Here is a 22,340-nt window from a genome sequence, read left to right on the forward strand (position 1 = left end):
TGTTCCGCCACGCCCTATCAGGCGCAATGCTTTTGTGCCACGTCGGCTAGTCCCTGGCTTCATGCCCGCGTACGTCCTCGCTTGTTCAGTCGCTCTTCTGGGGCACGTCACGCCGCTTCTTCTGCGACGAGCGGTGCTGTTCCTTCTCGGCCGGCTTTCCAGTGCGTCCCGTGCCACCGCCCGGGCCCTGTCGATCGCCCACCGCACCCCGGCCGAGACCCGTCCTGCCGACGCCGCCCTCGGATTCCTTGAGTGCTGAGCCGCCGTTGTTCCGGGGTGCGCCGATGACACCCTCGGGGTTGCTTGCCGAACGCAGCACCGACTGGCCCGTGGCCGGATCCGCCTTCGCCGTAGGCGCGCCGACAACTCCTCGCTGCCCGAGAGCGCCCTTCGGCTGCGTCGAGGCGACCGGCTCCTCGGCGCCGACGACCATACCGCGAGGGACACGGGAATTAGACCCCGCTCCCGACGGACGGCCCGCGACAGGCTTGCCACCCACGACACCGTTGCGTGCCGCACTGGTGGGACCAGTCGCTCCGGCACGCTCACCAGGCACATTGGTCATCCTCGGCGTTCCACCGGTGATGCCACGCCCCAGAGCAGAGCGTCCGGTCTGCTGAGCGGACCCGCGCACAGCTGACTCGCCGGCCGGGGTCGTCGTACGTCCCATGGCGCGAGCAGCCTGCCCCATCGGCCCCTGCGACACACGGCCGCCGGTAGCGGTACGCCCCGTCTGCTCCTCGGCCTCCTGCGGCACTCGCCCACTGGCGGTGCCCGAAGGCCCCGTGCGCCCCCGCGCCGAGACCGGGAGCCGGCTGGTCGGGCCGTATCCGGTGGTACGCCCGACGGTCGGCGCGAGCGGAGGCGTCATCGGTCCGGTGGTCAGCGGAGGCGTGTGGCCTCCACCGCCAGTGGTCGGAAGAGTGGGCGCGGAAGGTCCAGGCTGTGCGGTGTGGGCCGGGGGAGGCAGTGTGCCCACGGTGTTGATTTCCGTACCGACCTGATGGTTCGGATCGGTGACCGGCTGGTGCACCTCTTTCACAGGTGCGGCATGGCTCGGGGTGTGCGGGTCAGTCGACACGGCCACCTGATGATGTGCGGACACTGTGGGCTGACCGGTTGCCGGTTGAGTCGAACCGTCGTGGCTCTTTCCGGCGTTGTACAGGAGCCCCCCACTGGTGGGCCTCGGCACCCCCACAGCCGGCATCGCCTTGTACGGCTGCGGTCCGTCCTCCTTCTGCAGGTAGTCGGACGACACCGCATAGTAAGAGGCCAGCCTGTTCATCTGGTTGATCGCCTCTTGCCGGTTCGCCTCGGCCTTCTTGGCGACCACGTAGTCCGGGTTGTTGTCGTGCTGGTCCGCCTTCGGCAACTCGGTGGGCAGCTTCCGATCGACCCTGGGCCGGGGGTCACGCTCCCGCGGCATCGACTTGCTCACCGAGGCCAGGCCTGTGCCCGCTGCGGATACCTGCTTGGCCGCCTTGTTGGCGAAGTCCGCGAGGTCATCGCTCCAGTCGGCCAGACCCGTGCCCCAGACATGGAAGTTGGTGGCGGCCTCTCCCTTCCAGTCGACCGCTTTGAGGTGAGCCCTCAGCTCTGTCGCCGCGTCGGAAATGGAGTGGTGGGCGTCCCACAACGCCTTACTGGCCAGCTCCAGGTGCGCGGGCTGAGCCTGCTCGACGAGGTCGATCATGTCGTTGAGATCGTGGTGCTCGAAGTTGGTCGAACCGAAGGCGTTGACGCGCACATCGAGACCGAACGGGAAGCCGAAGCCGCCCAGCAGGTCCTCCACGGCGTCGACTTGGCCGACCTGCTGGTCCGCCTGATCCACGTCGGGCTTGTACTGAGGATCTTGCTGCCAGTTGTCGTCGCTCATCAGAACCTCCCCTTGGTCGACTGGTTGGTCTTCGGCGCCGGATGCGACTGGTGAGTCTTCTCCTGCGCCACAGCCTTCTGGTGGTCCTGGTCGAGTTGCGCGTGAATCGCCCAGAAGCGCTGACGCACCTCTTCCTCGACGTTGTCGAAGCCGACATCGGCCGCTTGTACCGCAAGTCCCAGTGCCTCGATGTGCAGGCCCAGCGACCTCGACAGGGCCTGCAGGCGATCGTGCACGCGCTTGTACTGCCCATGCAGTTGGTCCGCCTCAGCGAACTTGATCGCCCCACCACTGAACGACGCCCGGTCAATGGCGTGCTGAGCAATTCTGGACGAGGCACCCGGCGACTCATCGAATTTCCTCAACGCGTCGTTCACGCGCTTCTGGAAGATCTTCAGAGCCTCAAGTCCGCGTCTCAGATCCGAGCCGCCACTGTCACTCACTGCGACCCCTTCCCCGTTTCCCCGTTGGTACAGCTGCCGACGACCTGGGCAGCACACCGCACCCCCGATCCATCGCTGACCACTGTAGTCACTGTGCAAATCGCGGCCAACTGAACTCTGCGACGGTTCAGTTGCAATGGTGTCCCGAAGTGACCGAGTCCGGACCCACCCAAGAGCGACAAGGCGACCAATCGCGACAGAAGCGCTCAGGCATCCATACAGAAGCTTCACATCCAGCCAGCGACCCGACCTTCACGCGTCACCGATAGGTGACCTTTGCGATCACTAGGGCAACCCATGGGGTGAGTGACCGTCAGATTGCCGAACAGTTCGACCTGCGACAGGCGGCTGCGACAGGGGGCGGCGGGAGAGCTGGCACGTATACGCAGGTCAGGAAGGTACGGGGGACGCTGCGCCCGCAGCAGCACCCGCACTTGGCGCGAATCTTCACACCCCGCCATCGAGGGATTGATGAGATGGGCGAGTTTTTTCCTTGTCCAGGTTGCTAGTTTGACTCAGCACCGGAATGTCTGCGCAGGGAGAAGGGGCCCTTCCATGGCCTGGGACGAGTGGGAGCAGCTCAAGGCTCGGGCGGCCGAGGGTGAATCACCGCATATGCGCCTCGATCAACTGGCGGCGGCCGGTGGTGGCGGAGGGACGGGTGACCTGGTGGTGCACCAGGACGACCTGGGTGCTGTCGGTCACGAGGCCAACCTCCTTTACGACGACGTGAAGAGTCAGGCGGACATCGCCGCCCCCGGATCAGGCAAGGGATCGACCGGCTCGACCATGCAGGCCGCGGCCGCTCTGAAGTCGCACGGGTTCCAGACGGGCGGCGCCCTGGAGACCACCGTCGAGATGTGGACCTCGCAGGTGAAGTCCGTGCTGCAGGCCTGTGCGCACATCTCCGACCATCTGGACTACACCCGGAAACGGCACTCCGAGGACGACGCCGAGATCGGTGCCGTGCTCCGCGGTCGTGACGGCTCAGCCGTGTCGGTGTCGCAGCTCAATGAGTACTTCAAGTAGGAGCGTCACCGATGACTCTCAGCTTCAACGACCTCGTCGAGGTCGACCTCGGCAAGTTCGCCACTGCCGTGTCGGACTGGAAGAAGGCTGTCGACGGTCTGAAGAAGTCGGCGCACAGCGCCCTTACGGGGATGCAGGCGAAGTCGGACTCGGCGAAGTGGGCCGGCGTGAACGCGGCGGTCACGCGTGAGTTCATCGCCAAGACCGCCAAGGAGATCTCGGATCTCCACACCGAGGCCAACAGCATCTATCAGGTCCTCGAGGACGGGCACACCGAACTCGAGGCATTGCAGAGGCAGATCAGGACCACCGTCCAGGTGGACGCGCCGAATCTCGGCGTCCGGGTGGAGGACATCGGCGACGGAAAGGTCCGCTGCTTCTTCCCTCACGTCCGTGGTGACAGTGACGAGCGCACCCAGGAGCAGCTCGACCAGAGGCAGGCCCTGGAAAGCAGGATCAACGGGATCCTCGCCCACGCGGCCGAGATCGACGGCTCGGTAGCCCGGGCGCTGACGAAGAGCCACGGCAACGACCCGTACAACGCGGGCCACAGCACGTACGAGTCGCTGAACGACGCCGAGGTCGAGCGCGCCCTGGAGCTGGCACGCAAGGGCGACAAGATGTCCGACGCGGAACTGCGCGAACTGAACCAACTCCTGCGCTTCAACTCTCGTGAGAGGGATGGTGAGTTCGCCACCGAGTTCTACGAGGGCCTTGGCGGGCCGGACAAAGCGCTGCAGTTCTACGCCAAGATGTCGATCGACGGCACCGACGCGGACGCGACCAAGACACGGCTCGACGAGGTACGGGACCTGCAGAAGGTCATGGGGTACACCCTCGCCGATGCGACGGACCCGGACCACAAGCACCATCTGTCCGACAACTGGGGCACAGAGTTCCGACGCCTCGGCACCCAGCAGATCGGTTGGGAGAAGGGACAGTGGAACAAACCGTACGGCTACCAGGTGCTGGGCGGTCTGCTGCGTTACGGCGACTACGACTCACGGTTCCTCAACCCCATCGCGGAGCACATCACGCAGCTCCACAAGAAGGACCCGTACTTCTTCCTGTCGAACAAGCCGGCCGGAAGCCCGGACACCTACGGCTTCAACCCCTCGGGAAAGCTCGGCACCGGGAACGAGCCGTTGAACAGCGTCCTTGAGGCGCTGGGACACAGCCCCGAGGCCGCGGAGAAGTTCTTCACCGATGCGCCGACGGCGTACAACGAGGACGGCACAGTCCAGAAGGATGGCAAACCGGGCTTCGACTCGTACGTCGACCTTCTCACCGACAAGGACTTCGAGTGGACGATGGATACGAACAGCGCGAATGTCCTCGCTGACGAGGACAAAGCCAAGGCAGTCATGGGCTACGGTCCTGATGCTCTCGGCCACGCCCTGGAGGCAGCGACAACCGGTCTGCCCTATGGGAGCGATGCCGTGTCGCCACCTCATTCCCAGGATGCGGCCAACATTTTCCATAAACTCGTCGGGCGCTACGGCGCCAGCCCGGAGGACCTGGACGATTCACCCCTGCGTGACAGTCTTGGAAGCATCACCGCCGACTACATGCGGGATGTACAGGGGGCGTTCATGGGGGGCGGGGATGCACTGGTGGGAACCCATGGGGCCAGTGCCCATCTCGGAAACTTCAACGTGACTACAAACCCCGAAGGCCTTTCCCCTGGGATGCTAAAGAACTTCCTAGGAGCGGTCGGCAAGGACCCCGATGCCTATGGGGCCATCATCACTTCTCAAGAATCGGTGACCACCGATCTCGTCAACGACGCGTTCCACAATCCTGATAAATATAAGGAGCTGGCTCCGGAGATTGCCAACCGGGTCCACCCCGGAGGCGAGATCGCCGGCATCATGGCGGAGTCCCGCACCCAAGCAGTGGTTGACGAGAAAATCGCCGAGGATGCGGCGTTCAACCAAGGGGTCGCTACCGCCGACAAATGGGCTGGACGCATCATCGGAATGGGCATCGGAAAGATTCCAGTGGGCGGTGAGGTGGCCGGCTGGGTGGTGGAGGACATCCAGGAGTCGGTCGTAGAAAACTTCACCAGGGATTCCACTCCCGAAGCTTTGAAAGATCGGGACGCGTTCCTGGAGCAGCAGCAGGCCAGCTCGGCGCAAGCAATCTACGATTCCACGTACACAGCCGCCAAGGAAGCCGGGTACGACGACGCGAATGCACAGAGTCAGGCCACAGCCGCCAAGCGAGAGATCGAGGATTCCTACGGTCTGGGCCGCCAGCGAGCAGGAAAGTAGCCACTCGTGAATGGAACTGAAGAAGGGCGCAGGCGATTCACGATGTGGATCACTCTGGCCGTTGTGGGCGTTCTGGCCATGGCCGGAGGGGTCGCCTGGCAGATGTGGCCACCCAAAGAGACCACTGTCGCGGTACCGGCACGTGTGTGCGACGACGCTCTTCCGGGAACGGATGTGAAATCCCTGCTGCCAGAGAAGGGCGAGCCGTTCTCGCAGTGGCACACTGGCGTCTTCAACCCAGAGCAGCCGTACACCAAAAAGGAACCAGGAACGTGCAAGGTGTACGGCGGAGGTAAATCGGTGACGATCAAGCACAGCCTCTACGCCGGTTCGGACTATACGATGAAGAACGTGGCTCGCGACGCGATTTCCACCGGTGCCATTCGGATCGTTCTCGGCGAAGCGCAGGGATTCCACAAGGGAGACACCGTTTACCTCTTCACAGCCTGCTCATCGAAGCATGCCGAAACGAAGTCGCTTGTGGAAGTCGACGTCACTTACCGAAAGACGTCGGACCGGACAGTGATCCAGAAGATGGCTCTGCTCGCCGCCGACACGCTTCGGCTCGAATCTCGCAATCTGTGGACTTGCGAAGGTGCGGATGATCTACCGAACAGCCCTCCCCGAATCGGCTGAACCAGCCGAGAACGGGAAGGATCAATAGGGGCACACCGCCCCTGGGATCTACACAGACAAAAACGTCGGTGGGCTGCCGAACCATCAGCCCACCGACGGACGTACTCGACGTCGCTCAGAACACGGCCGCCGCCCCTCGTGCAGCGGCCAGAAGGGCCAGTCCTGGGCAAGAGCCCGAAACAGGAGGGGACAGCATCTCCGCCTTGTTCGCACATGAGAAGGCGCGTTCCGACGCTCCGACCAAAGAGGCCTCCCCTGAGCAGGAACTCCGTCGGGCTCAGGCCCCGCCCTCCAGTGCTCGTCGTCTCCGTCGGGCGTCGCGCAGGGCTACCGCTCCTCCGCCCAGGCCCGCCACGAGGACGGCCGCGCCGACGGACACGTAGGTGGCGTAACGGGCGGTGCGTTCCTGGGGGGTTTCGCCGAGGGTGAGTTTGGCGGGGGTCGGGGCCTGTACGTGGGCGAGGCCGGCGTCGGGGGCGGGGGACTCGATCGGGTGGTCGTCCTCCGTGAGTGCGCGGACCGGGTCCACCACGCCCCAGCCGACCAGGCGGTCGTGGCCGGCGATGGAGCGTTCCGCCGTCTGTTCGATCTGGGCCACGATCTGGTTGGGCTTCCAGTCCCAGTGCTTGGCCTTGATCAGGGCGGCCACACCGGCCACGTACGGCGCGGAGAAGCTCGTGCCGTTGTCGGAGCAGTGGCCGCCCTTGGGGACGGTCGAGATCATGTCGACGCCGGGAGCGGCGACCCCGACGAAGTCTCCGGACTGGGAGAAGGCCGCGCGCTCGTTGTTGCGGTCGGAGGCGGCGACGGCGAGGACTCCGTCGTAGGAGGCGGGGTAGGTGAGTTTGACGTTGCCGCCCAGACCGTCGTTGCCCGCCGAGGCGACGACGACGATCCCGGCGTTCAGGGCCTCGTCGACGGCTCTGTGCAGGTCGTTGTCCTGCGAGATGGCCTTCGTCGTGTCCTGGGAGATGTTGATGACGTTGGCCTTGGCCTGGATCGCGTGCCGGATGGCCTCGGCGAGGGTGGCGGCCGTGCCGTGGCCCTCGGCGTCGTTCTGCTTGATGGGAATGATGGTGGCCTCGGGGGCGAGGCCCACGAAGCCCGTGCCCTTCATCGGGCGGGCGGCGATGATGCCGGCCACGCGGGTGCCGTGGCCGACCGTGTCGGTGGTGCCGTCGGGCTTGCCGACGTCGAGCTTCTGGCCCTTGCCGTCCGTCTTGGGCAGGTAGTTCGCGCCCAGGGACGCGTTCACCGCGTCGGTCAGCTGCGGGTTGCTCGTGTCGACGCCCGTGTCGATCACGGCCACCTTCACGTTCTTGCCCTTCGACTGGCTCCACAGCTCGTCGAGGTTGACACGCTGCAGGGCCCAGGGCGTGCCGGCGTACTTGTGGTTGTTCTTGGAGAAGGTGCACTGGTCCGAGGCGTCGTCCGCGGCGGCGACCGGGGCCGCCAGCAGGGTGGCCGTGAGGGTCAGGGTCGCCGTCAGGGCCGTGCGCGTGCGCAGTGCCGTCAGCGGGGTGAGGGGGGAGCGCATCGTCGGTCCCCTCACGAGCCCTGCGGCTGGCGGGCCGCCGCCGTCGACAGGCGCGGGCCCGTCGGCAGGAACTCCGACCAGGCCGCGGGGATGGGGGCCGGGTTCACATCGGCGTAGCCGAGGCGGGTCTGCGCCAGCTTGGCCTCCTGCTGGAGCTCCTGGCGCTGCTTGTCCGTGAGGCCGACGCCCTTGTCGTCGGTGGCGCTGTCGTCGTTGGACTGCAGGGCGTAGCGCAGGCCCGTGTCGGTGACCAGGAAGACCGAGCCCACCTTGGTCGCGGTGCCCTGGAACTGGCGGTAGAGCTGCCCGGAGCCGGCGGTGACGTACGCGCTGGAGGAGCCGGTGGCCAGGGTCGCCGGGAAGTCGGTGCCGGCCCAGGTGCTCAGGGTGGTCTTCCCGTTGTCGGGGTCGACGTGGTTCAGGACGTTGCAGACCGTGTTGCGGCTGCCGTCGGCGGTGGAGGCGTCGTTGACCGCGGAGGGCTTCTCGGTCGGCCACGTGAAATTGGCCGCGAACGGCTTGTCCCGGGTGATGGCGCCCGCGCTGACCTCCTGGGCGTGCCCGGCCTGGCCGAGCTTGACGAGGTCCTTGTCGACCAGCAGGAGTTGGGCGACGAAGTCGGAGACGGGCGCGACCCGGCCGGGCAGCACCACGAAGTACTGCTCCTGCCCGTTGACCGGCGCCCTGAGGATCATGCCGACCTTGTCGGCGGCCCCCAGCTGGCCGGGGGCACCCGCCGGGGCACCGGCGACACCGGGGATCGTCGGGAAGTCGATCGCGTCGCCCTGGTGCAGGGTCGCGATCCACTCCTTGGTCACCTCCTGCGGCTGGCGGTCCGCGCCCACGAGGGTCTGCAGCAGGAGGGGGTCGGAGGCCGGGACCTCGTAGGCCGTGCCGGTCGCGTCGACCACGTACTGCTTCTTGTCCGTCGGGGTGGTGACGTAGAGCAGTTCGCCGTCGTGCAGCTTCTGCGGGCCCGCGGTCTTCTTCAGGTCCCGCTCGGCCAGGACGAACGCGGCCTTCTGGATCGAGTTGCCGCTGCCGCTGGGGCGTTCGCAGACGGCCCACTGCTTGGTGGCGCCGGCCTCCTGGCCGGAGGGCAGCCGGTCGGGGGCGTAGGGGATGCCGATGGTGACGCCGTGCGGGATCTTGCCGCTGTCGAGGATCGACTCGTCGACGGTGACGACGTCTACGCCGTCCTGGGTGTCGAGGACGAGTTTGGCGGACGCCATGTTGAGGACGGGGTGCAGCTGCGGCTTGTTGTCCGTGTCCAGCACCACGTAACGGGTGGTGGACTTGCTGGCGATGATCACCTTCTGCCCCGGTGCGTCCCAGCCCTGGGGAGCCGTCGGCTTGAACATGCCCCAGGCCCCGAAGGCCGCCAGGACGACCACGCCCGCGATGGCGCCCGGCAGGATCGCGCGCAGCGGCCGCGGCGCCCCCTCGTCGGAGGCATCCGGTGACGACTGCACGAACGACGCGAGCATACGGCGCTTCGCGAAGGTGTAGGCGTTGAGTTGGTCCCGCCGAGATGCCATCTGTGCCTGTTTCTCCCCGTGTCTCACGCGGAGCGCGCCCGGGTACCACGCTCCCCCGCCCTCCGTTGTCGGACCCGGCCCCTACTATGCCTGGTACGGAGCGAGTCTGGTGGAGCGGGTAGGGTACCTGGGCCCTCAAGGCCCTTGTTGAGCGGCCTGGTTCCAGTGAGTTGTGAGCAAATCGGGGGGATGGAGTGATGGCTTCCGGAACGCGGTCGCGAGCGCGCGGCCGGTCGGCGGCACGAGGTCGCGCGGCCGGGTCCGCCGCGCCCGCGCGCGGAGCGTCCACGCAGCGCGGAGCGGTGCAGCAGGCGGTCACGCTCAGCCTCAGGCCCCGGCCGGGCCAGGCCGGTTCGTTCCGTCTGCAACGGCTCGTGCTGGTGGAGTTGGCGGCCGCCGCCCTCGTGGTCGGCCTGGCCGTCGGCATGGTGGCGCTGGTGCCGGCCGCGGTCGTTGCCCTGGTGCTGCTCCTGCTGGCCTTCGTACGGCGGCGGGGCCGCTCCCTGCCCGAGTGGCTGGCCACCGCGCGGGAGCTGCGCGCGCGCCAGAAGCGGGCGGCGAGCATGCCGATACCGCCGGGCACGGAGCCCGGTCTGGTGCCCGCCGTGGAGTGCGAGCCGGCCCTGCGCACGTACTCCTACGGCGCGCGTGACCGGCGTCCGGTCGGCATCGTCGGGGACGGGACGTTCGTCACGGCGGTGCTCCAGGTGGAGGCGGACGCCACCGCGCTGCGGGCCGAGCGCAGCCGCCAGCCGCTGCCGGTCGCGCTGGTGCGGGACGCCCTGGAGGTGGACGGGATCCGGCTGGAGTCGGCCCAGATCGTGCTGCACACCCAGCCGGCGCCCGCGCTGCATCTGCCCCAGCAGTCCGTCGCCGTCGCCAACTACCTTCCGCTGCAGGAGCAGACGGGCGCGCCGGCCGTGCGCATCACCTGGATCGCGCTGAAGCTCGATCCGGAGAGCTGCGCGGAGGCCGTGGCCGCGCGCGGTGGCGGGCTGCTCGGGGCGCAGAAGTGCGTCGTGCGGACCGCGGACCACCTGGCGAGCCGGCTGACCGGCGGGGGCTTTCGCGCGCGGGTGCTCGACGAGGAGGAGCTGGTCGCCGCCCTCGCCACGTCGGCCTGCGCCAACCCGCTGGTCACCGCCGAGGCGGGGCGCAGCGAGACCCGGGAGCGGCGCACGGAGGAGTCCGGGCGCAGCTGGCGCTGTGACAACCGCCGGCACACGACGTACTGGGTCAGGCGCTGGCCCCAACTGGGCGGCAGCCGCGGCGAGTCGCTGCCGCACTTCCTCGCCCGGGTCACGGCGGTCCCGGCCCTGGCGACCACCTTCAGCCTCACTCTCACGCGCGGGGAGCAGCAGGAGGTGTCCCTCTCCGGCCATCTGCGGGTGACCGGACGCAGCGACGACGAACTCGTGGCGGCGCGGCGCGCGCTGGAGGCCGCGGCCCGGCAGGGCGGCGCCGGACTGGCCCGCCTCGACCGCGAGCAACTGCCCGGCATGCTGGCCACGCTGCCCCTCGGAGGTGCGCGGTGACGACGATTCCGACGACTTCCGTGCGGCCGGGCACGGGTGCGAGCGCGGGTGCGCCCGCGCCGACGCCGGCGCCTTCCGGACCGCGCCGCGCGGGCGATCTGCTGCGGCACGGGCTGGGCCTGATCGGCCCCCGGCACGGGCGGCACGGGGTGTCCGTGCCGCAGCTGGACGCGCTCGCCCTGCCCATCGGGGACGACGGCGTGGTGGCCGGTGTGGACGCCGAGGGCCAGCCGGCCGTACTGGGCATCAACCGGCCCACGCCGTACGACGTGGTGCTCATCGGCGGCCTGTGGACGGCGCAGGTGCTGGCGCTGCGCTCGGCGGCCACCGGCGCCCGGGTGGCGGTGGAGACCGGCCGCCCGCAGGCCTGGATGCAGATGGTGCACGCCATGGGCGGCGGGCAGAACGGCCTGTCCGTGTACGACGTGGGGCGGGTGCCCCCGCAGGGCGCCTCCGCGGGCACGCCTGTCCTGGTGGTGCGCGACTGCGGTATGCGGCCGCCGCGCGGACGAGTGGTGTCCGGGCCCTGGCAGTCGGTGCTGACCCTGCTGCCGTATCTCAGCCCGGTCGCGCCCCGGCTGCTGCGCCAGGCACGGCTCGCCGGCATCCAGCGGGTCTCGCCGGACGAGGCCGCCGAACTGGGCCGCACCATGGGTCTGTCGCGGACCGAGGTCGAGTCGCTGCCGGCGTTGCCCGACGGCGTCACCCTGTGGTGTAGCGACCGTGACCGGCAGTACGTCCTGACGCAACCCACCGATGCCGAGACCGGATTGTTGGGCACACCACGCCGCATGGACTGAACTGCCCCTTCCTGTCCTTTTTGTTCGCGGCACTCATGTTTCCTGTTCGTCGCATGTCTGCCGTTTGCTCCCTGTTTCCCTTGGCAAGACGCAAGGCCGCAGGGGCACTTCGAGGCGGGCTGTGACGTGCTGCGCGCATGCCGAGAGGCGGGCGGGCCTGCCGAGGTACGGCTCGTGGTGATTAGGCTGGGAGCGGGCGCGATGACAGGACCCGTGCGCCGGGCGTCGGTGTCCAGGGGGAAGACCGGCGGATCGGACTGCCCCGAAAACGACTACCGACGACTCGGAACGACACGACATGGTCGCCCCGGCACGGCACGAGGGTGTTCGACCACACCAGGAGGAACTGTGAACAGCGATCGGGACGGGATCCGCGGGGGCTGGGACACACCCGACGACGACCAGACCGACGCGGAGTCCGCCATCGAGATGACGGGCGAGTTCACCATCGACTACGCACCGCCCGCCTGGTACACGCAGAACGCGTCCGGCGCCACCGGTGCGGCAGGCGGTCCGGGCGGCGCGAGCGGATTCGGCGGGCCGGCCGGCCCCGGCGACGCGGGTGCTCCGGTCCCTCCCGGGGTCCCCCCGTTCCCGCCGAACGCACCGGCTCCCGGGCCGACTCCGCCGCCGCCCACCGCCCAGCCCGCCGGCACCCCGCCGCAGGGCACGCCGTACGCACCGCCGCAGGGCACGCCGCCCCAGGGCACCCCGTACGCGCCGCCCCAGGGGACCCCGTACGCAGCGCCGCAAGGCGCTCCCTACGCTCCGCCGCCGCCTCCGCCCGGGCCGGTGCAGAGCGCCCCCTTCCCGCCGCCCGTGCAGCCCGCGCAGCCGGTCGGTCACCCCGCGCCGATGCCGCAGTTGCCGCATGGCTTCGAGCCGCAGCAGCAGCCGGCCGCCCCGCAGCCGCAGCCCGGGGCGACCCCCGCCCAGCCCGGGGCACCGGCACCGGCCGTCGTGCCCGAGCCGGAGACGAGCAACGGGGACCTGGAGAGCGGGGCCACCATGCGGTTCTCCGCAGTGGCCCTGAAGCGTGAGATGGCCGAGATCGCCGAGGCCGCGGCGGCTGTCAGGAAGGAAGCCGATTCCGTCGGCTCGGGCTCCGCACAGGACGCGGGCACCGGCGATGGCGAGGGCGCGCCGGAGGCCGTGGCCGGGTCGGAGGAGCCCGCCGAGGGCGCCGAAGGCAAGGCCGCCGCCGAGGAAGACGCCGCGGCCGCGAGCACCGCCTCCGATGCCCCCGACGCCGATGCCCCTGACGCCGATGCCTCCGCCGCCGCTGATGACGCGGACGAGAGCGAGAGCGAGGACCCGTACGACGAGGACGGCAGCACGGCCCACGCCGAGGGCGACGCGGCCGGCAAGGCCGACGTCACGACGGGGACGGGGACGGAGGCAAAGACCGAGGCCGGGACGAAGACCGAGGCCGGGGAACCGGCCGACGCGGAGCAGGCCGCAGCCGAGGTCCCGGACTCCGCCGGCCCGGACTCCGCCTCCCCGCAGCCCACGGACGCCCCGGTGGCTGAGGCTGCCGCACAGGAGGGCACGGTCCCGCAGGACAGCGCAGTCCCGCAGGACGGCGCGCCTCAGCCGGGCACGCCGGACAACGGCACCCAGCCGAACGCGGCCGCAGCACAGGCAGGCGCCCCCCAGGACGCCGTACCCCCCGCTCCCCCGGCCCCCCAGGACGCCGTACCGCCCGCTCCCCCGGCCCCGCAGGACGCCCAGCCCGGCTGGACGCCTGCGCCCGCGCCGCAGAGCGGAGTGCCGCCGCTGCCGCCCTCCTACCAGCCCGCTGCCCCCGCGCCGGCCGCCCAGTGGCCTGTGCAGCCCGGTCAGCCCGGTCAGCCGCAGCCCGGCCCCCTGCCCGGTCAGCAGCCGCCGTTCCAGCCGCAGGCCCCGCAGCCCGCGCCCGCCGCCTGGAACCAGCCGGCCCAGCCCGGCGCGCCCGCCATGCCACAGCCCGGTCAGCCGTACCCGGCCGCACCACCGGCCGCACAGCCGTCGGCGGGACCGGGACCCCAGCCGCAGCCGCAGCCGCAGCCCCAGCCGACGGGTCCCGCCACGTCCGGCGGTTACGGATTCCCGCCGCCCGGGCCGCAGCCGGGCACCAACCCCCAGGCGCAGCCCGGCGGTTACGGCTTCCCGCCGCCGAACCCCAACGGCCCGACCCCGCCCGGTGGTTACGGCTTCCCGCCGCCGGCGCAGGCAGCTCAGGCTCCGCAGGCGCCGGTCGATCCGCGTACCGGTGCGGCCTGGCCGCAGCCCATCCAGCACGACCAGCGGCAGCCCACCAACCCCGGTGCGGCGCCGCTCGGTTACACCGCCGCCGTGGAGCTTTCCGCCGACCGGCTGCTCAACAACAAGAAGCAGAAGGCGAAGAGCGGGCGGCCCACCGCGGCGTCGAGTCGCTTCAAGCTCGGCGGCAAGAAGGAAGAAGCCGAGCGGCTGCGCAAGCTGGAGCTGATCCGCACGCCGGTGCTGTCCTGCTACCGGATCGCGGTCATCAGCCTCAAGGGCGGCGTGGGCAAGACGACCACGACCACCGCGCTCGGCTCCACCCTGGCCACCGAGCGGCAGGACAAGATCCTCGCCATCGACGCCAACCCGGACGCCGGTACGCTCGGCCGCAGGGTCCGACGCGAGACGGGGGCCACTATTCGTGACCTCGTCCAGGCGATCCCGTACCTGAACTCGTACATGGACATCCGCCGGTTCACGTCCCAGGCGCCCTCCGGCCTGGAGATCATCGCCAACGACGTCGACCCGGCCGTGTCGACCACGTTCAACGACGAGGACTACCGCCGCGCGATAGACGTGCTCGGCCGGCAGTACCCGGTGATCCTCACCGACTCCGGCACCGGCCTGCTCTACAGCGCCATGCGCGGTGTGCTCGACCTCGCCGACCAGCTGATCATCATCTCGACTCCGTCCGTGGACGGTGCGAGCAGCGCCAGTACGACGCTGGACTGGCTGTCCGCGCACGGGTACGCCGACCTGGTCTCCCGGTCGCTCACGGTGATCTCCGGAGTCCGCGAGACCGGCAAGATGATCAAGGTCGAGGACATCGTGTCGCACTTCGAGACCCGCACCCGCGGGGTCGTGGTCGTGCCGTTCGACGAGCATCTGGCCGCCGGCGCCGAGGTCGACCTCGACATGATGCGGCCGCGGACGCGGGAGGCGTACTTCAACCTCGCCGCGCTGGTCGCCGAGGACTTCGTACGCCACCAGCAGTCGCACGGGCTGTGGACCAGCGACGGCAATCCGCCGCCGGTGGCCGCCCCGCCGATGCCGGGCCAGCCGACGCCGGGTCAGCCCATGCCGGGCCAGCCCTATCCGCAGGCCCCCGGCCAGGAGCTGTACACCGGGCCGCCGCAGCCCTATCCGCCCCAGCAGGGACAGCCGCCGTATCCGCAGGCACCGGGCCAGCAGCCCTACCCGCAGGCGGCGCCCGGCCAGCAGCCGTACCCGCCGCAGCAGGGCCAGCCGCCGCAGCAGCCTGGTCAGCCGTACGGCTACCCCCAGCCGCCGCAGGGGCAGCAGCAGCCGCAGCCCGGCCATCCGCAGCAGTAGGCAGGCGAAGGGCGGCCGGTGCGCAGCGCACCGGCCGCCCTGTCAATTCGTGCAATTCGTGGCACCGCCGAAAGGCCTACCCCTGCGCCGCCACGATCTCCCGGCACCGCTTCACATCCGCGGCCATCTGCTCCAGCAGGGCGTCCAGGGTGTCGAACTTCGCCTGGCCGCGCACGTACGCGAGGAAGTCGACGGCGACGTGCAGGCCGTACAGGTCGAGGCCGACGCGGTCGATCGCGTACGCCTCCACCGTGCGCTCGGTGCCGTCGAACTGCGGGTTCGTGCCGACCGAGATCGCGGCCGGCATGGCCTCGCCCTGGACGTGCAGATAGCCGGCGTACACGCCGTCGGCGGGGATGGCGGTGTGCGGGAGCGTCTCGACGTTGGCCGTCGGGAAGCCCAGGTCACGGCCGCGCTGGGCGCCGCGCACGACCACGCCCTCCACGCGGTGCGGACGGCCCAGGATCTCGCGGGCACCCTCGACGTCACCCTCGGCGACCAGGCACCGGGTCAGCGTCGAGGAGAACGGCTTGCCGCCGCCCGCCTCACCGGTGACGTACAGGTCGACGACCTCGACCTCGAAGTCGTAGGTCTTGCCCTGCTCGGCGAGGAACTCGACGTTGCCGGCCGCCTTGTGGCCGAAGCGGAAGTTCGGGCCCTCGACGACCGCCTTGGCGTGCAGCTTGTCCACCAGGACCTTCACCACGAAGTCGGCGGGCGAGAGCTTCGAGAACTCGGTGGTGAAGGGGAGGATGAGCAGCGCGTCCACGCCCAGTTGCGCCATCAGCTCGGCACGGCGGTGGTGCGGGGCGAGCAGCGGCGGGTGACTGCCGGGGCGGACGACCTCGCTCGGGTGCGGGTCGAAGGTCACCACGACGGCCGGGACGCCCAGTTCGTGGGCGCGGTCCACGGCATGCTTGATGATCAGCTGGTGGCCGCGGTGGACGCCGTCGTAGGAACCGATGGTGACGACGCTGCGCCCCCAGTCCTGGGGGATGTCCTCCAAGCCACGCCAGCGCTGCACTGTGACCGCTCCTCGAACCCGTGTCCGTGTCTACCTTGACCTCTTGTGCAGGTCTAAGGGTGCCATGCCGGGTGCCCCTCGCCCGCATCGGTATCGGGGCTGTGATCGGGCGCACGTTCACGGTCACGCCTTCGGTGGCGCTCAGGCGGGTACGCGGACGCCCGCCAGGTTCTCCAGCGTGCGGCGGGTGCTGGGGCCCACCACCGCGGCCCAGTCGTCCGGGGTGTCGGCCAGCCAGCGGGCCATCAGCACGGCGAAGCCGGGTACGTGCCGGCCCAGGTCGACCAGGCCGCGGTCGAAGCGGGTGGCGCCCTCGGGCGTGCGGACCAGGAGCAGGCCGGTGCGGTGCACGAGCCCGCGGACCTCCTCCGGCCCGCGGTCGCCGTGCTCGGCCGCCGCGTGCAGGACGGCGTCCAGGACGGAGGGGTCCTGTTCGCCGGTGAGCAGGATCTCGAGCAGTTCGCGGCGCAACGGGCGGGAGACGGCGCTGCCCTCGGCGGCGAGGACGGTGGCGAGGGCAGCGCGGAGCGGTTCGGGGCCGTCGTGGAGCAGGCCGGTGACGAGGGGCAGCAGGACGGGGCGGGCGGTCGGCCCCTGCTCGAGCCGTCGGTCGAGGTGGGCGGCGAGCTGTCCGGCGAGGTGTGCCGCGCTCTCCGGGCGCAGTCGTACGGCTTCCCCGGCCAGGGCGGCGACGCGGCGGGCGAGGGACGGGGTGGTGACGTCGGTGAGGGCGCTCAGGGTCTGCGCCGCGTCGGGGCCGTGCAGCCGGGTGCGGAAGGCCGCCAGGACCGGTTCGGGGTGGGTGACGAGGGCGGGGGCCAGGGCACCGGGCGGAAGGTGCGGGTCGCCGTCGGCGAAGGCCCGCAGGGCCGCGGTCAGGTGCCGGTCCCGGGTGAGCGGGTCGTGGACCAGCAGGGCGAGGGCACCGCCGTGCAGGGTGTGGTCGGCGGGGCGGGCGAGCAGGGTGAGGGCGGCCCGGCGCAGCAGCTCACGGTCGGCCTGCGCGCACACGTGCGGGGCCGCGCGCAGCCCGAACGTCATGGCGGCCGCCCGGCGGGCGGGGCGTTCGTCGTGCGCCCAGCGCTCGACGGCGCGGCACAGGGCCGACGGCTCGTCCTCGGCGAGCGTGGCGAGCAGTTCGTCGGCGCGCCGGTGGGCGCTCGCCACCAGGAGGTCGGCGAGGCCGTCCAGTGCGCCGTGCCGGTGGGTGTGCAGCAGGGCCTGTGCGGCGGTCGCGACGGTGGCGTGCGGGGTCGCGGGCAGCGGCCGTTCGTCGTCGAACCAGCGGATCAGCTGCGGCTGTACGGCGGCGGGCGCGGCGGCGAGCAGCCGGGCGACGGCGTCGAGGTAACGCTCGCCGGGCGCCGGGGGCGCCTGGTCTGCCAGCACGAGCCCGCGCAGCAGGGCGAGCCGCTCGGCGTCGGGGAGGGGCAGCTCGGTCCAGAAGGCGGGCCCGAACTCGGCCGGGCCGGTCCGCCGCGCCCGGCGCCAGGCCACGATCCGGTCGGCGAGCAGCCGCAGCACCTCGGCGTACGGCGTCGCGTCCGGGACCTGGAGCAGGGTCCGGGCGAGCAGCCGGGCGGCCCACCAGGAGCCGGGGTCCTGGTCCAGGGCGTTGGTCAAGTCCCTGAGCCTGGTGGCGAGTTGGCGGTGCCCGTGCTGCCGGGCGAGGACCAGCAAGGCCTGTACGACGGGGCCGATGCGGTGGTGCGGCACCGGCGCGGGCGCGGACTCCCGCGCGGCACGGGGGCGGTGGACGAGGGCGTGCAGGGCCTCGTCCAGGTCGAGGTGCATGCCCTGGATCCAGTCGGCCAACTCCTCGTGCGCGAAGCGGTAGCCGTCGCCGGCCGGGACGAGGAGGCCCTCGGCGAGCACGGCGGACGCCCAGCCGGTGCCGCCGCCGAGCCGGGCCGGGGCGGGGCCCCAGGGGAACACCGTCTCGAAGGACTCCCGGTCCAGCTCGCCCTGTCCGGGCCCGAGGCTGCGCCGGGCGGCTTCGTGCACCTGCCCGGCCACCCGCGCGGCGAGCCGGCGTACGGCCGTCCCGCGCAGGCCGTTCTGGGCGGCGAGGCGGACCGCGATGCGCAGACACATCAGGTCGAGGTGCGCGGCGAACACCTCGTGCCGGTCGACGGGCCCCTGCACCGGGGCGTCCGGCGCGGCGGCCAGGACCTCGGACAGCAGTCGGAGGGTGAGCGGATGCCGGGCGTCACGCTCGGCGAGGGCACCGTCCGGGACGCCGAACCGGGCCCTGGCCAGCCGCGCCTCGTCCGGGGTCAGCGCGGCCAGCCGGACACAGGGCGCGAGGGGAGGTGCGAGGGTACCGGGGGCGACGGGGACGGCGCGCGTGGCGAGGGCGGCAGGAGCAGGCGGGGCGGCAGGGGCAGGCGGGACGGCCGGAGCCGCCTGTGCGGCCGAACCGACCGAACCAGCCGTACCAGCCGAACCAGCAGAACCAGCTGAGCCGGCCGAACCGACCGAACCAGCCGTACCAGCCGAACCGACCGAGCCAGCCGAGGTCGCGTACAGCAGGTCCGCGGGGAACTCCGCCCCCGCACGCTCCCAGTACTCCTCCCGGCAGGCCACCACCAGCCGTGCGCCGGTCTCGCGCAGCCAGTCGGCCGTGCCGCGGGTCCACTCGGGCAGCCGGTGGGCGAGCAGGGGCGGCATCTCCTCGGGGCCGTCGAGGAGCAGCAGCAGCGGGCGGCCGGCCCGGGCGGCGACGCGGGCCAGCCGCTCAGGGGTGAGATCGCCCAGGTCGCCGGGGTGGGCGCAGCGGGCGGCGGCGACGATCCGGGCGGCCCGGTCCAGGGTGCGGTGGGCGGCGTCGGCCACGGAGCCGTCGCTGTCCTGCAGGTCGGCGCCGCGCAGCCAGAGGGTGGGTCCGGGCCGCTCGGCGCGGGCCCGGCGTGCGGCGAGGGCCGCGAGTTCCGTCGTACGGCCGCTGCCCGGAGCGCCGACGAGGGCGAGCACGGTCCGGTCGCCGCTCTCGAAGGCCGTCAACTCCCGTGCGGGGAAGGCGCGTTCGACCGGTTCCGGGGCGCCGGTGTGCCTGCTGTGCGGGCCGTCCTGGCCGGCGGAGGTGCCGGTCAGCTCCAGGATGCCGGCCAGGTTGAGGTCGGCGCCGTGGGCGGGCACGGTGGCCGCGTTGCGGGCGAGCAGTTCGCCGAGGGGGCCGTCGGCGGGCCGCAGCGGGACCGCGAAGGCCGCGTCGCGCCGCGCGGAGTGCAGGGCGGTGCCGAGGACGCCGAGGACCGCGCCGGTCTCGGCGTCCCGCACCGGTCCGCCCGCCGCTCCGCCGCCGAGCCGCAGCGCGTCCCGGCCGGCGGTGCCGATGGCCAGCTCCAGCGTGTCCTCGAGGCGGTGGAAGCGGTCGGTGGCGGTGTACGTCGCCCCGGTGGCGCCCAGCACCCGCGCCTCACGCCAGCAGCCCGCGGGGACCCGTACATACGTTCCGACGTCGATCCGCTCCCGCACGGTCAGCGGCAGCGGGGCCAGGCCCAGCCCCTCGGTGCGGACCAGGGCCAGGCCGCGGGCGGGCAGCGGGACGACGGCGGTGGCGTCGACCACGCAGACGCGCTCGCCCTCGCGGTCGTCCGCCGCGTGCAGCACGAGCCGGGGCAGACCGTCGACGGTCTCGTGGCTGGTGAGCAGCGTACCGAGGTGATCGGCGAGGAATCCGATGCCGCGGGGACGGCCGGCCAGGTCACGGATCTCGACCAGGTCGGGGTCCACGGACCGGCGAGCGGCGCGGTACGGGTGGGCCGCGCCGGCTGTGCGGGAGGTGTCGCCGGCCGGGGGGACCTCATCGGTGCACCGCGGGCCTTGCCCGGGGGCGGCGCACTGCCCCGGCGCCACACCCTCCCCGTACGCTGGGCGCTGCCCGTGCGCTGCGGCCGTGTGGTCTTCCTGGCCCCGGCGGAGACCGTCCGTCGTTGCGCGGCGACCGTTTCCGGTGCGCGGGCCCCGTCCCGCCATGGCCGTACCTCCCCGCCCGTACCCCGTGTCCATACCCCCGTGCCCTGTCTTCGACGGTAGGCGCGCGATGATCGGCGGGACAGATCGCGTGGCGAACGCGCCCCCGTCCGCTCCCCCGGTTCACTCCGAGCGCCTGCCCGGACGGGTGAATAGGCGGGTGCCGCTGGATAACCCTAGGGATGGGGGAACCGAGGGGGGACCGTGGAGCGGCGGCGGGGGCTCACCCCGTGGCCGGCCGCCGCTCCACGGGCGACGTCCTTGGCGGATGTCTCAGCCGAAGACGGCCAGGCTCTTGGCCTTGCCCTTCTGTTCCTCGACGAGGGCCAGGAACCGGCCCCCGTCGTCGAACACGGCGACGGGTCCGGCGCCCGCGTAAGCGTCGGGCATCTCCAGCCGGACACCGTTGAGCAGCAGCCGGGCCCGCTTGCCGTCCACCTGCCAGCGCGGGAACGCGGCCCCGGCGGCCTCGGCGACCGGCATCACGGTCAGCTCCTGCTGCAGCTGGTCCAGCGTCTTGGCCGCGTCCAGCTTGTACGGCCCCACGCGCGTGCGGCGCAGCGCGGTGAGGTGGCCGCCGACGCCGAGGCCGGCGCCCAGGTCCCGGGCGAGGGCGCGGATGTAGGTGCCGGAGGAGCAGACGACGGAGACGACCAGGTCGAGGACCTGGGTGCCGTCCTCGGCGACCGCGTCGCGGACGTCGTACACCGTGAAGGAGGAGACCGTCACCGGGCGGGCGGGGATGTCGAAGTCCTCGCCCTCGCGGGCCCGCTTGTAGGACCGTACGCCGTCGATCTTGATGGCGCTGACCTTGGACGGCACCTGCATGATGTCGCCGGTCAGCTTGGCGATCCCGGCGTCGATGGCGTCCCGGGTCACCTTGGCGGCGTCGGCCGAGGAGGTGATCTCGCCCTCGGCGTCGTCGGTGAGCGTGTTCTGCCCCAGGCGGATGGTGCCCAGGTACTCCTTCTCGGTCAGCGCGAGGTGCCCGAGGAGCTTGGTGGCGCGCTCGACCCCGAGGACCAGGACACCGGTCGCCATCGGGTCGAGGGTGCCGGCGTGGCCGACGCGGCGGGTCCTGGCGATCCCGCGCATCTTGGCGACCACGTCGTGCGAAGTGAAGCCCGACGGCTTGTCGACGATGACGAGGCCGTCGGGCGGGGTGGGCTTGCTGGTCATTCGGCGCTGTCGTCCGTCTCCTCGTCGGAATCCGGCTTCTTGTACGGGTCCGCCTCACCGGCGTACGAGGCACCCGCGGACGCCTCGCGCACCGCGGCGTCGGACTGCCGGGCCCGGTCGAGGAGGTCCTCGATGGTCCGGGCGGTGTCCGGCAGGGCGTCCGCGACGAAGGTCAGGGTCGGCGTGAACTTCACGCCGGCCGCGCGCCCGACCTCGGAGCGCAGGATGCCCTTGGCGCTCTCCAGGCCCGCGGCAGCGGCCTGACGCTCCTCGTCGTCCCCGTAGACCGTGTAGAAGACGGTCGCCTCCCGCAGGTCACCCGTGACCCGGGTGTCCGTGATGGTGACGTGCGAGCCGAGCCGCGGGTCCTTGATCCCGCGCTGCAGCTTCTGGGCCACCACCTCTCGGATGAGGTCCGCCAGCCTTTTCGCCCGCGCGTTGTCGGCCACTGGTCCGTCTCCCGTTCTTTTTCTTCTTCTCGTGTTGCTGTGGTCTGGTCGTGTCAGTCGTCTTCGCCGTGGAACCGGCGGCGGACCGACAGCAGCTCCACCTCGGGGCGGCCGGCGACCAGCCGTTCGCACCGGTCGAGTACGTCGCTCAGGTGCCCCGCGTCCGAAGAGACCATGGCGAGGCCGACGACCGCTCGCCGGTGGAGGTTCATGTGGTCCACCTCGGCCGCGCTCACCGCGTACTTCCGCTGGAGTTCGGCGACGATCGGGCGGACGACGGAGCGCTTCTCCTTCAGCGAGTGGACGTCGCCGAGGAGGAGGTCGAAGGACAGAGTCCCCACGTACATGTGTCTGGCCGGTTCACCCGCCGGTACGGGATCGATGGCCCCTTGGCCGAGCGGCCGGGGACATCAAGAACGGTACCGCGTACCTGCCGGTGGCTCGACAGGGTTTCCCCGGCGCCCTTGAGC

At 71.2% G+C, this 22,340-nt stretch carries 15 protein-coding genes; 6 read left to right on the forward strand and 9 right to left on the reverse strand.

Translation table 11 applies throughout. The features are described from left to right. Positions 1 to 85: 85 nt before the first annotated feature. Positions 86 to 1,876 carry a hypothetical protein gene (locus A6P39_RS13430; protein ID WP_067041554.1) on the reverse strand — a complete coding sequence of 597 codons (1,791 nt, stop codon included), beginning with the start codon at positions 1,874 to 1,876 and terminating at the stop codon, positions 86 to 88. After that, a complete protein-coding gene (locus A6P39_RS13435; protein ID WP_067041551.1) occupies positions 1,876 to 2,319 on the reverse strand; it encodes a hypothetical protein in 444 nt (147 codons plus the stop codon). The genes A6P39_RS13430 and A6P39_RS13435 overlap by 1 nt, the downstream gene beginning before the upstream one ends. A gap of 555 nt (positions 2,320 to 2,874) precedes the next feature. On the opposite strand from A6P39_RS13435, the gene A6P39_RS13440 reads away from it, so the two are divergent. Genes A6P39_RS13440 through A6P39_RS13450 form a run of 3 tightly spaced genes read left to right on the forward strand, consistent with a single transcriptional unit; the run spans position 2,875 to position 6,257 of the window. Then, the gene (locus A6P39_RS13440) at positions 2,875 to 3,348 is read left to right on the forward strand and encodes a hypothetical protein (protein ID WP_067041548.1); all 474 of its coding nucleotides are present in this window, start codon (positions 2,875 to 2,877) and stop codon (positions 3,346 to 3,348) included. 11 nt (positions 3,349 to 3,359) lie between these two features. Next, entirely contained in the window at positions 3,360 to 5,621 is a 2,262-nt protein-coding gene (locus A6P39_RS13445; RefSeq protein WP_067041545.1) for a DUF6571 family protein, read from the forward strand. A gap of 42 nt (positions 5,622 to 5,663) precedes the next feature. Further along, the gene (locus tag A6P39_RS13450) at positions 5,664 to 6,257 is read left to right on the forward strand and encodes a hypothetical protein (protein WP_159395979.1); all 594 of its coding nucleotides are present in this window, start codon (positions 5,664 to 5,666) and stop codon (positions 6,255 to 6,257) included. 277 nt (positions 6,258 to 6,534) lie between these two features. On the opposite strand, the gene mycP is transcribed toward A6P39_RS13450, so the two are convergent. Then, on the reverse strand, positions 6,535 to 7,794 hold the full coding sequence (gene mycP, locus A6P39_RS13455; protein ID WP_067041538.1) for a type VII secretion-associated serine protease mycosin: 1,260 nt from the start codon (positions 7,792 to 7,794) through the stop codon (positions 6,535 to 6,537). 11 nt (positions 7,795 to 7,805) lie between these two features. Continuing rightward, the gene (gene eccB, locus A6P39_RS13460) at positions 7,806 to 9,332 is read right to left on the reverse strand and encodes a type VII secretion protein EccB (protein ID WP_067041535.1); all 1,527 of its coding nucleotides are present in this window, start codon (positions 9,330 to 9,332) and stop codon (positions 7,806 to 7,808) included. A 197-nt stretch (positions 9,333 to 9,529) separates the two neighbouring features. Here eccB and eccE point away from each other — a divergent pair, with 197 nt between their 5' ends. The 3 genes from eccE to A6P39_RS13475 all read left to right on the forward strand — a co-directional run bounded on the left by eccE (position 9,530) and on the right by A6P39_RS13475 (position 15,243). After that, a complete protein-coding gene (gene eccE, locus A6P39_RS13465) occupies positions 9,530 to 10,867 on the forward strand; it encodes a type VII secretion protein EccE (protein ID WP_199840715.1) in 1,338 nt (445 codons plus the stop codon). Then, positions 10,864 to 11,667, forward strand: coding sequence for a hypothetical protein (locus tag A6P39_RS13470; protein ID WP_067041532.1), 804 nt, complete (start codon positions 10,864 to 10,866; stop codon positions 11,665 to 11,667). Before eccE ends, A6P39_RS13470 begins: the two co-directional genes overlap by 4 nt. A 348-nt stretch (positions 11,668 to 12,015) precedes the next feature. After that, on the forward strand, positions 12,016 to 15,243 hold the full coding sequence (locus A6P39_RS13475; RefSeq protein WP_067041530.1) for an SCO5717 family growth-regulating ATPase: 3,228 nt from the start codon (positions 12,016 to 12,018) through the stop codon (positions 15,241 to 15,243). Between the two features lie 76 nt (positions 15,244 to 15,319). Here the strand turns inward: A6P39_RS13475 and A6P39_RS13480 are convergent, their stop codons facing one another. The 5 genes from A6P39_RS13480 to A6P39_RS13500 all read right to left on the reverse strand — a co-directional run bounded on the left by A6P39_RS13480 (position 15,320) and on the right by A6P39_RS13500 (position 22,217). After that, positions 15,320 to 16,267 carry a bifunctional riboflavin kinase/FAD synthetase gene (locus tag A6P39_RS13480; protein WP_067041527.1) on the reverse strand — a complete coding sequence of 316 codons (948 nt, stop codon included), beginning with the start codon at positions 16,265 to 16,267 and terminating at the stop codon, positions 15,320 to 15,322. 141 nt (positions 16,268 to 16,408) lie between these two features. Further along, the gene (locus A6P39_RS13485; protein ID WP_079133202.1) at positions 16,409 to 20,245 is read right to left on the reverse strand and encodes a trypsin-like peptidase domain-containing protein; all 3,837 of its coding nucleotides are present in this window, start codon (positions 20,243 to 20,245) and stop codon (positions 16,409 to 16,411) included. A 270-nt stretch (positions 20,246 to 20,515) separates the two neighbouring features. Further along, positions 20,516 to 21,421, reverse strand: a complete 906-nt coding sequence (gene truB, locus A6P39_RS13490; RefSeq protein ID WP_067041524.1) for a tRNA pseudouridine(55) synthase TruB — start codon at positions 21,419 to 21,421, stop codon at positions 20,516 to 20,518. After that, positions 21,418 to 21,870, reverse strand: a complete 453-nt coding sequence (rbfA, locus tag A6P39_RS13495; RefSeq protein ID WP_067041522.1) for a 30S ribosome-binding factor RbfA — start codon at positions 21,868 to 21,870, stop codon at positions 21,418 to 21,420. Before rbfA ends, truB begins: the two co-directional genes overlap by 4 nt. 53 nt (positions 21,871 to 21,923) lie before the next feature. Continuing rightward, positions 21,924 to 22,217 (reverse strand): DUF503 domain-containing protein, encoded by a 294-nt coding sequence (locus A6P39_RS13500; protein WP_067041519.1) that lies wholly within the window; start codon positions 22,215 to 22,217, stop codon positions 21,924 to 21,926. Positions 22,218 to 22,340: the final 123 nt, after the last annotated feature.

The organism is Streptomyces sp. FXJ1.172 (assembly GCF_001636945.3).
Lineage (GTDB): Bacteria > Actinomycetota > Actinomycetes > Streptomycetales > Streptomycetaceae > Streptomyces.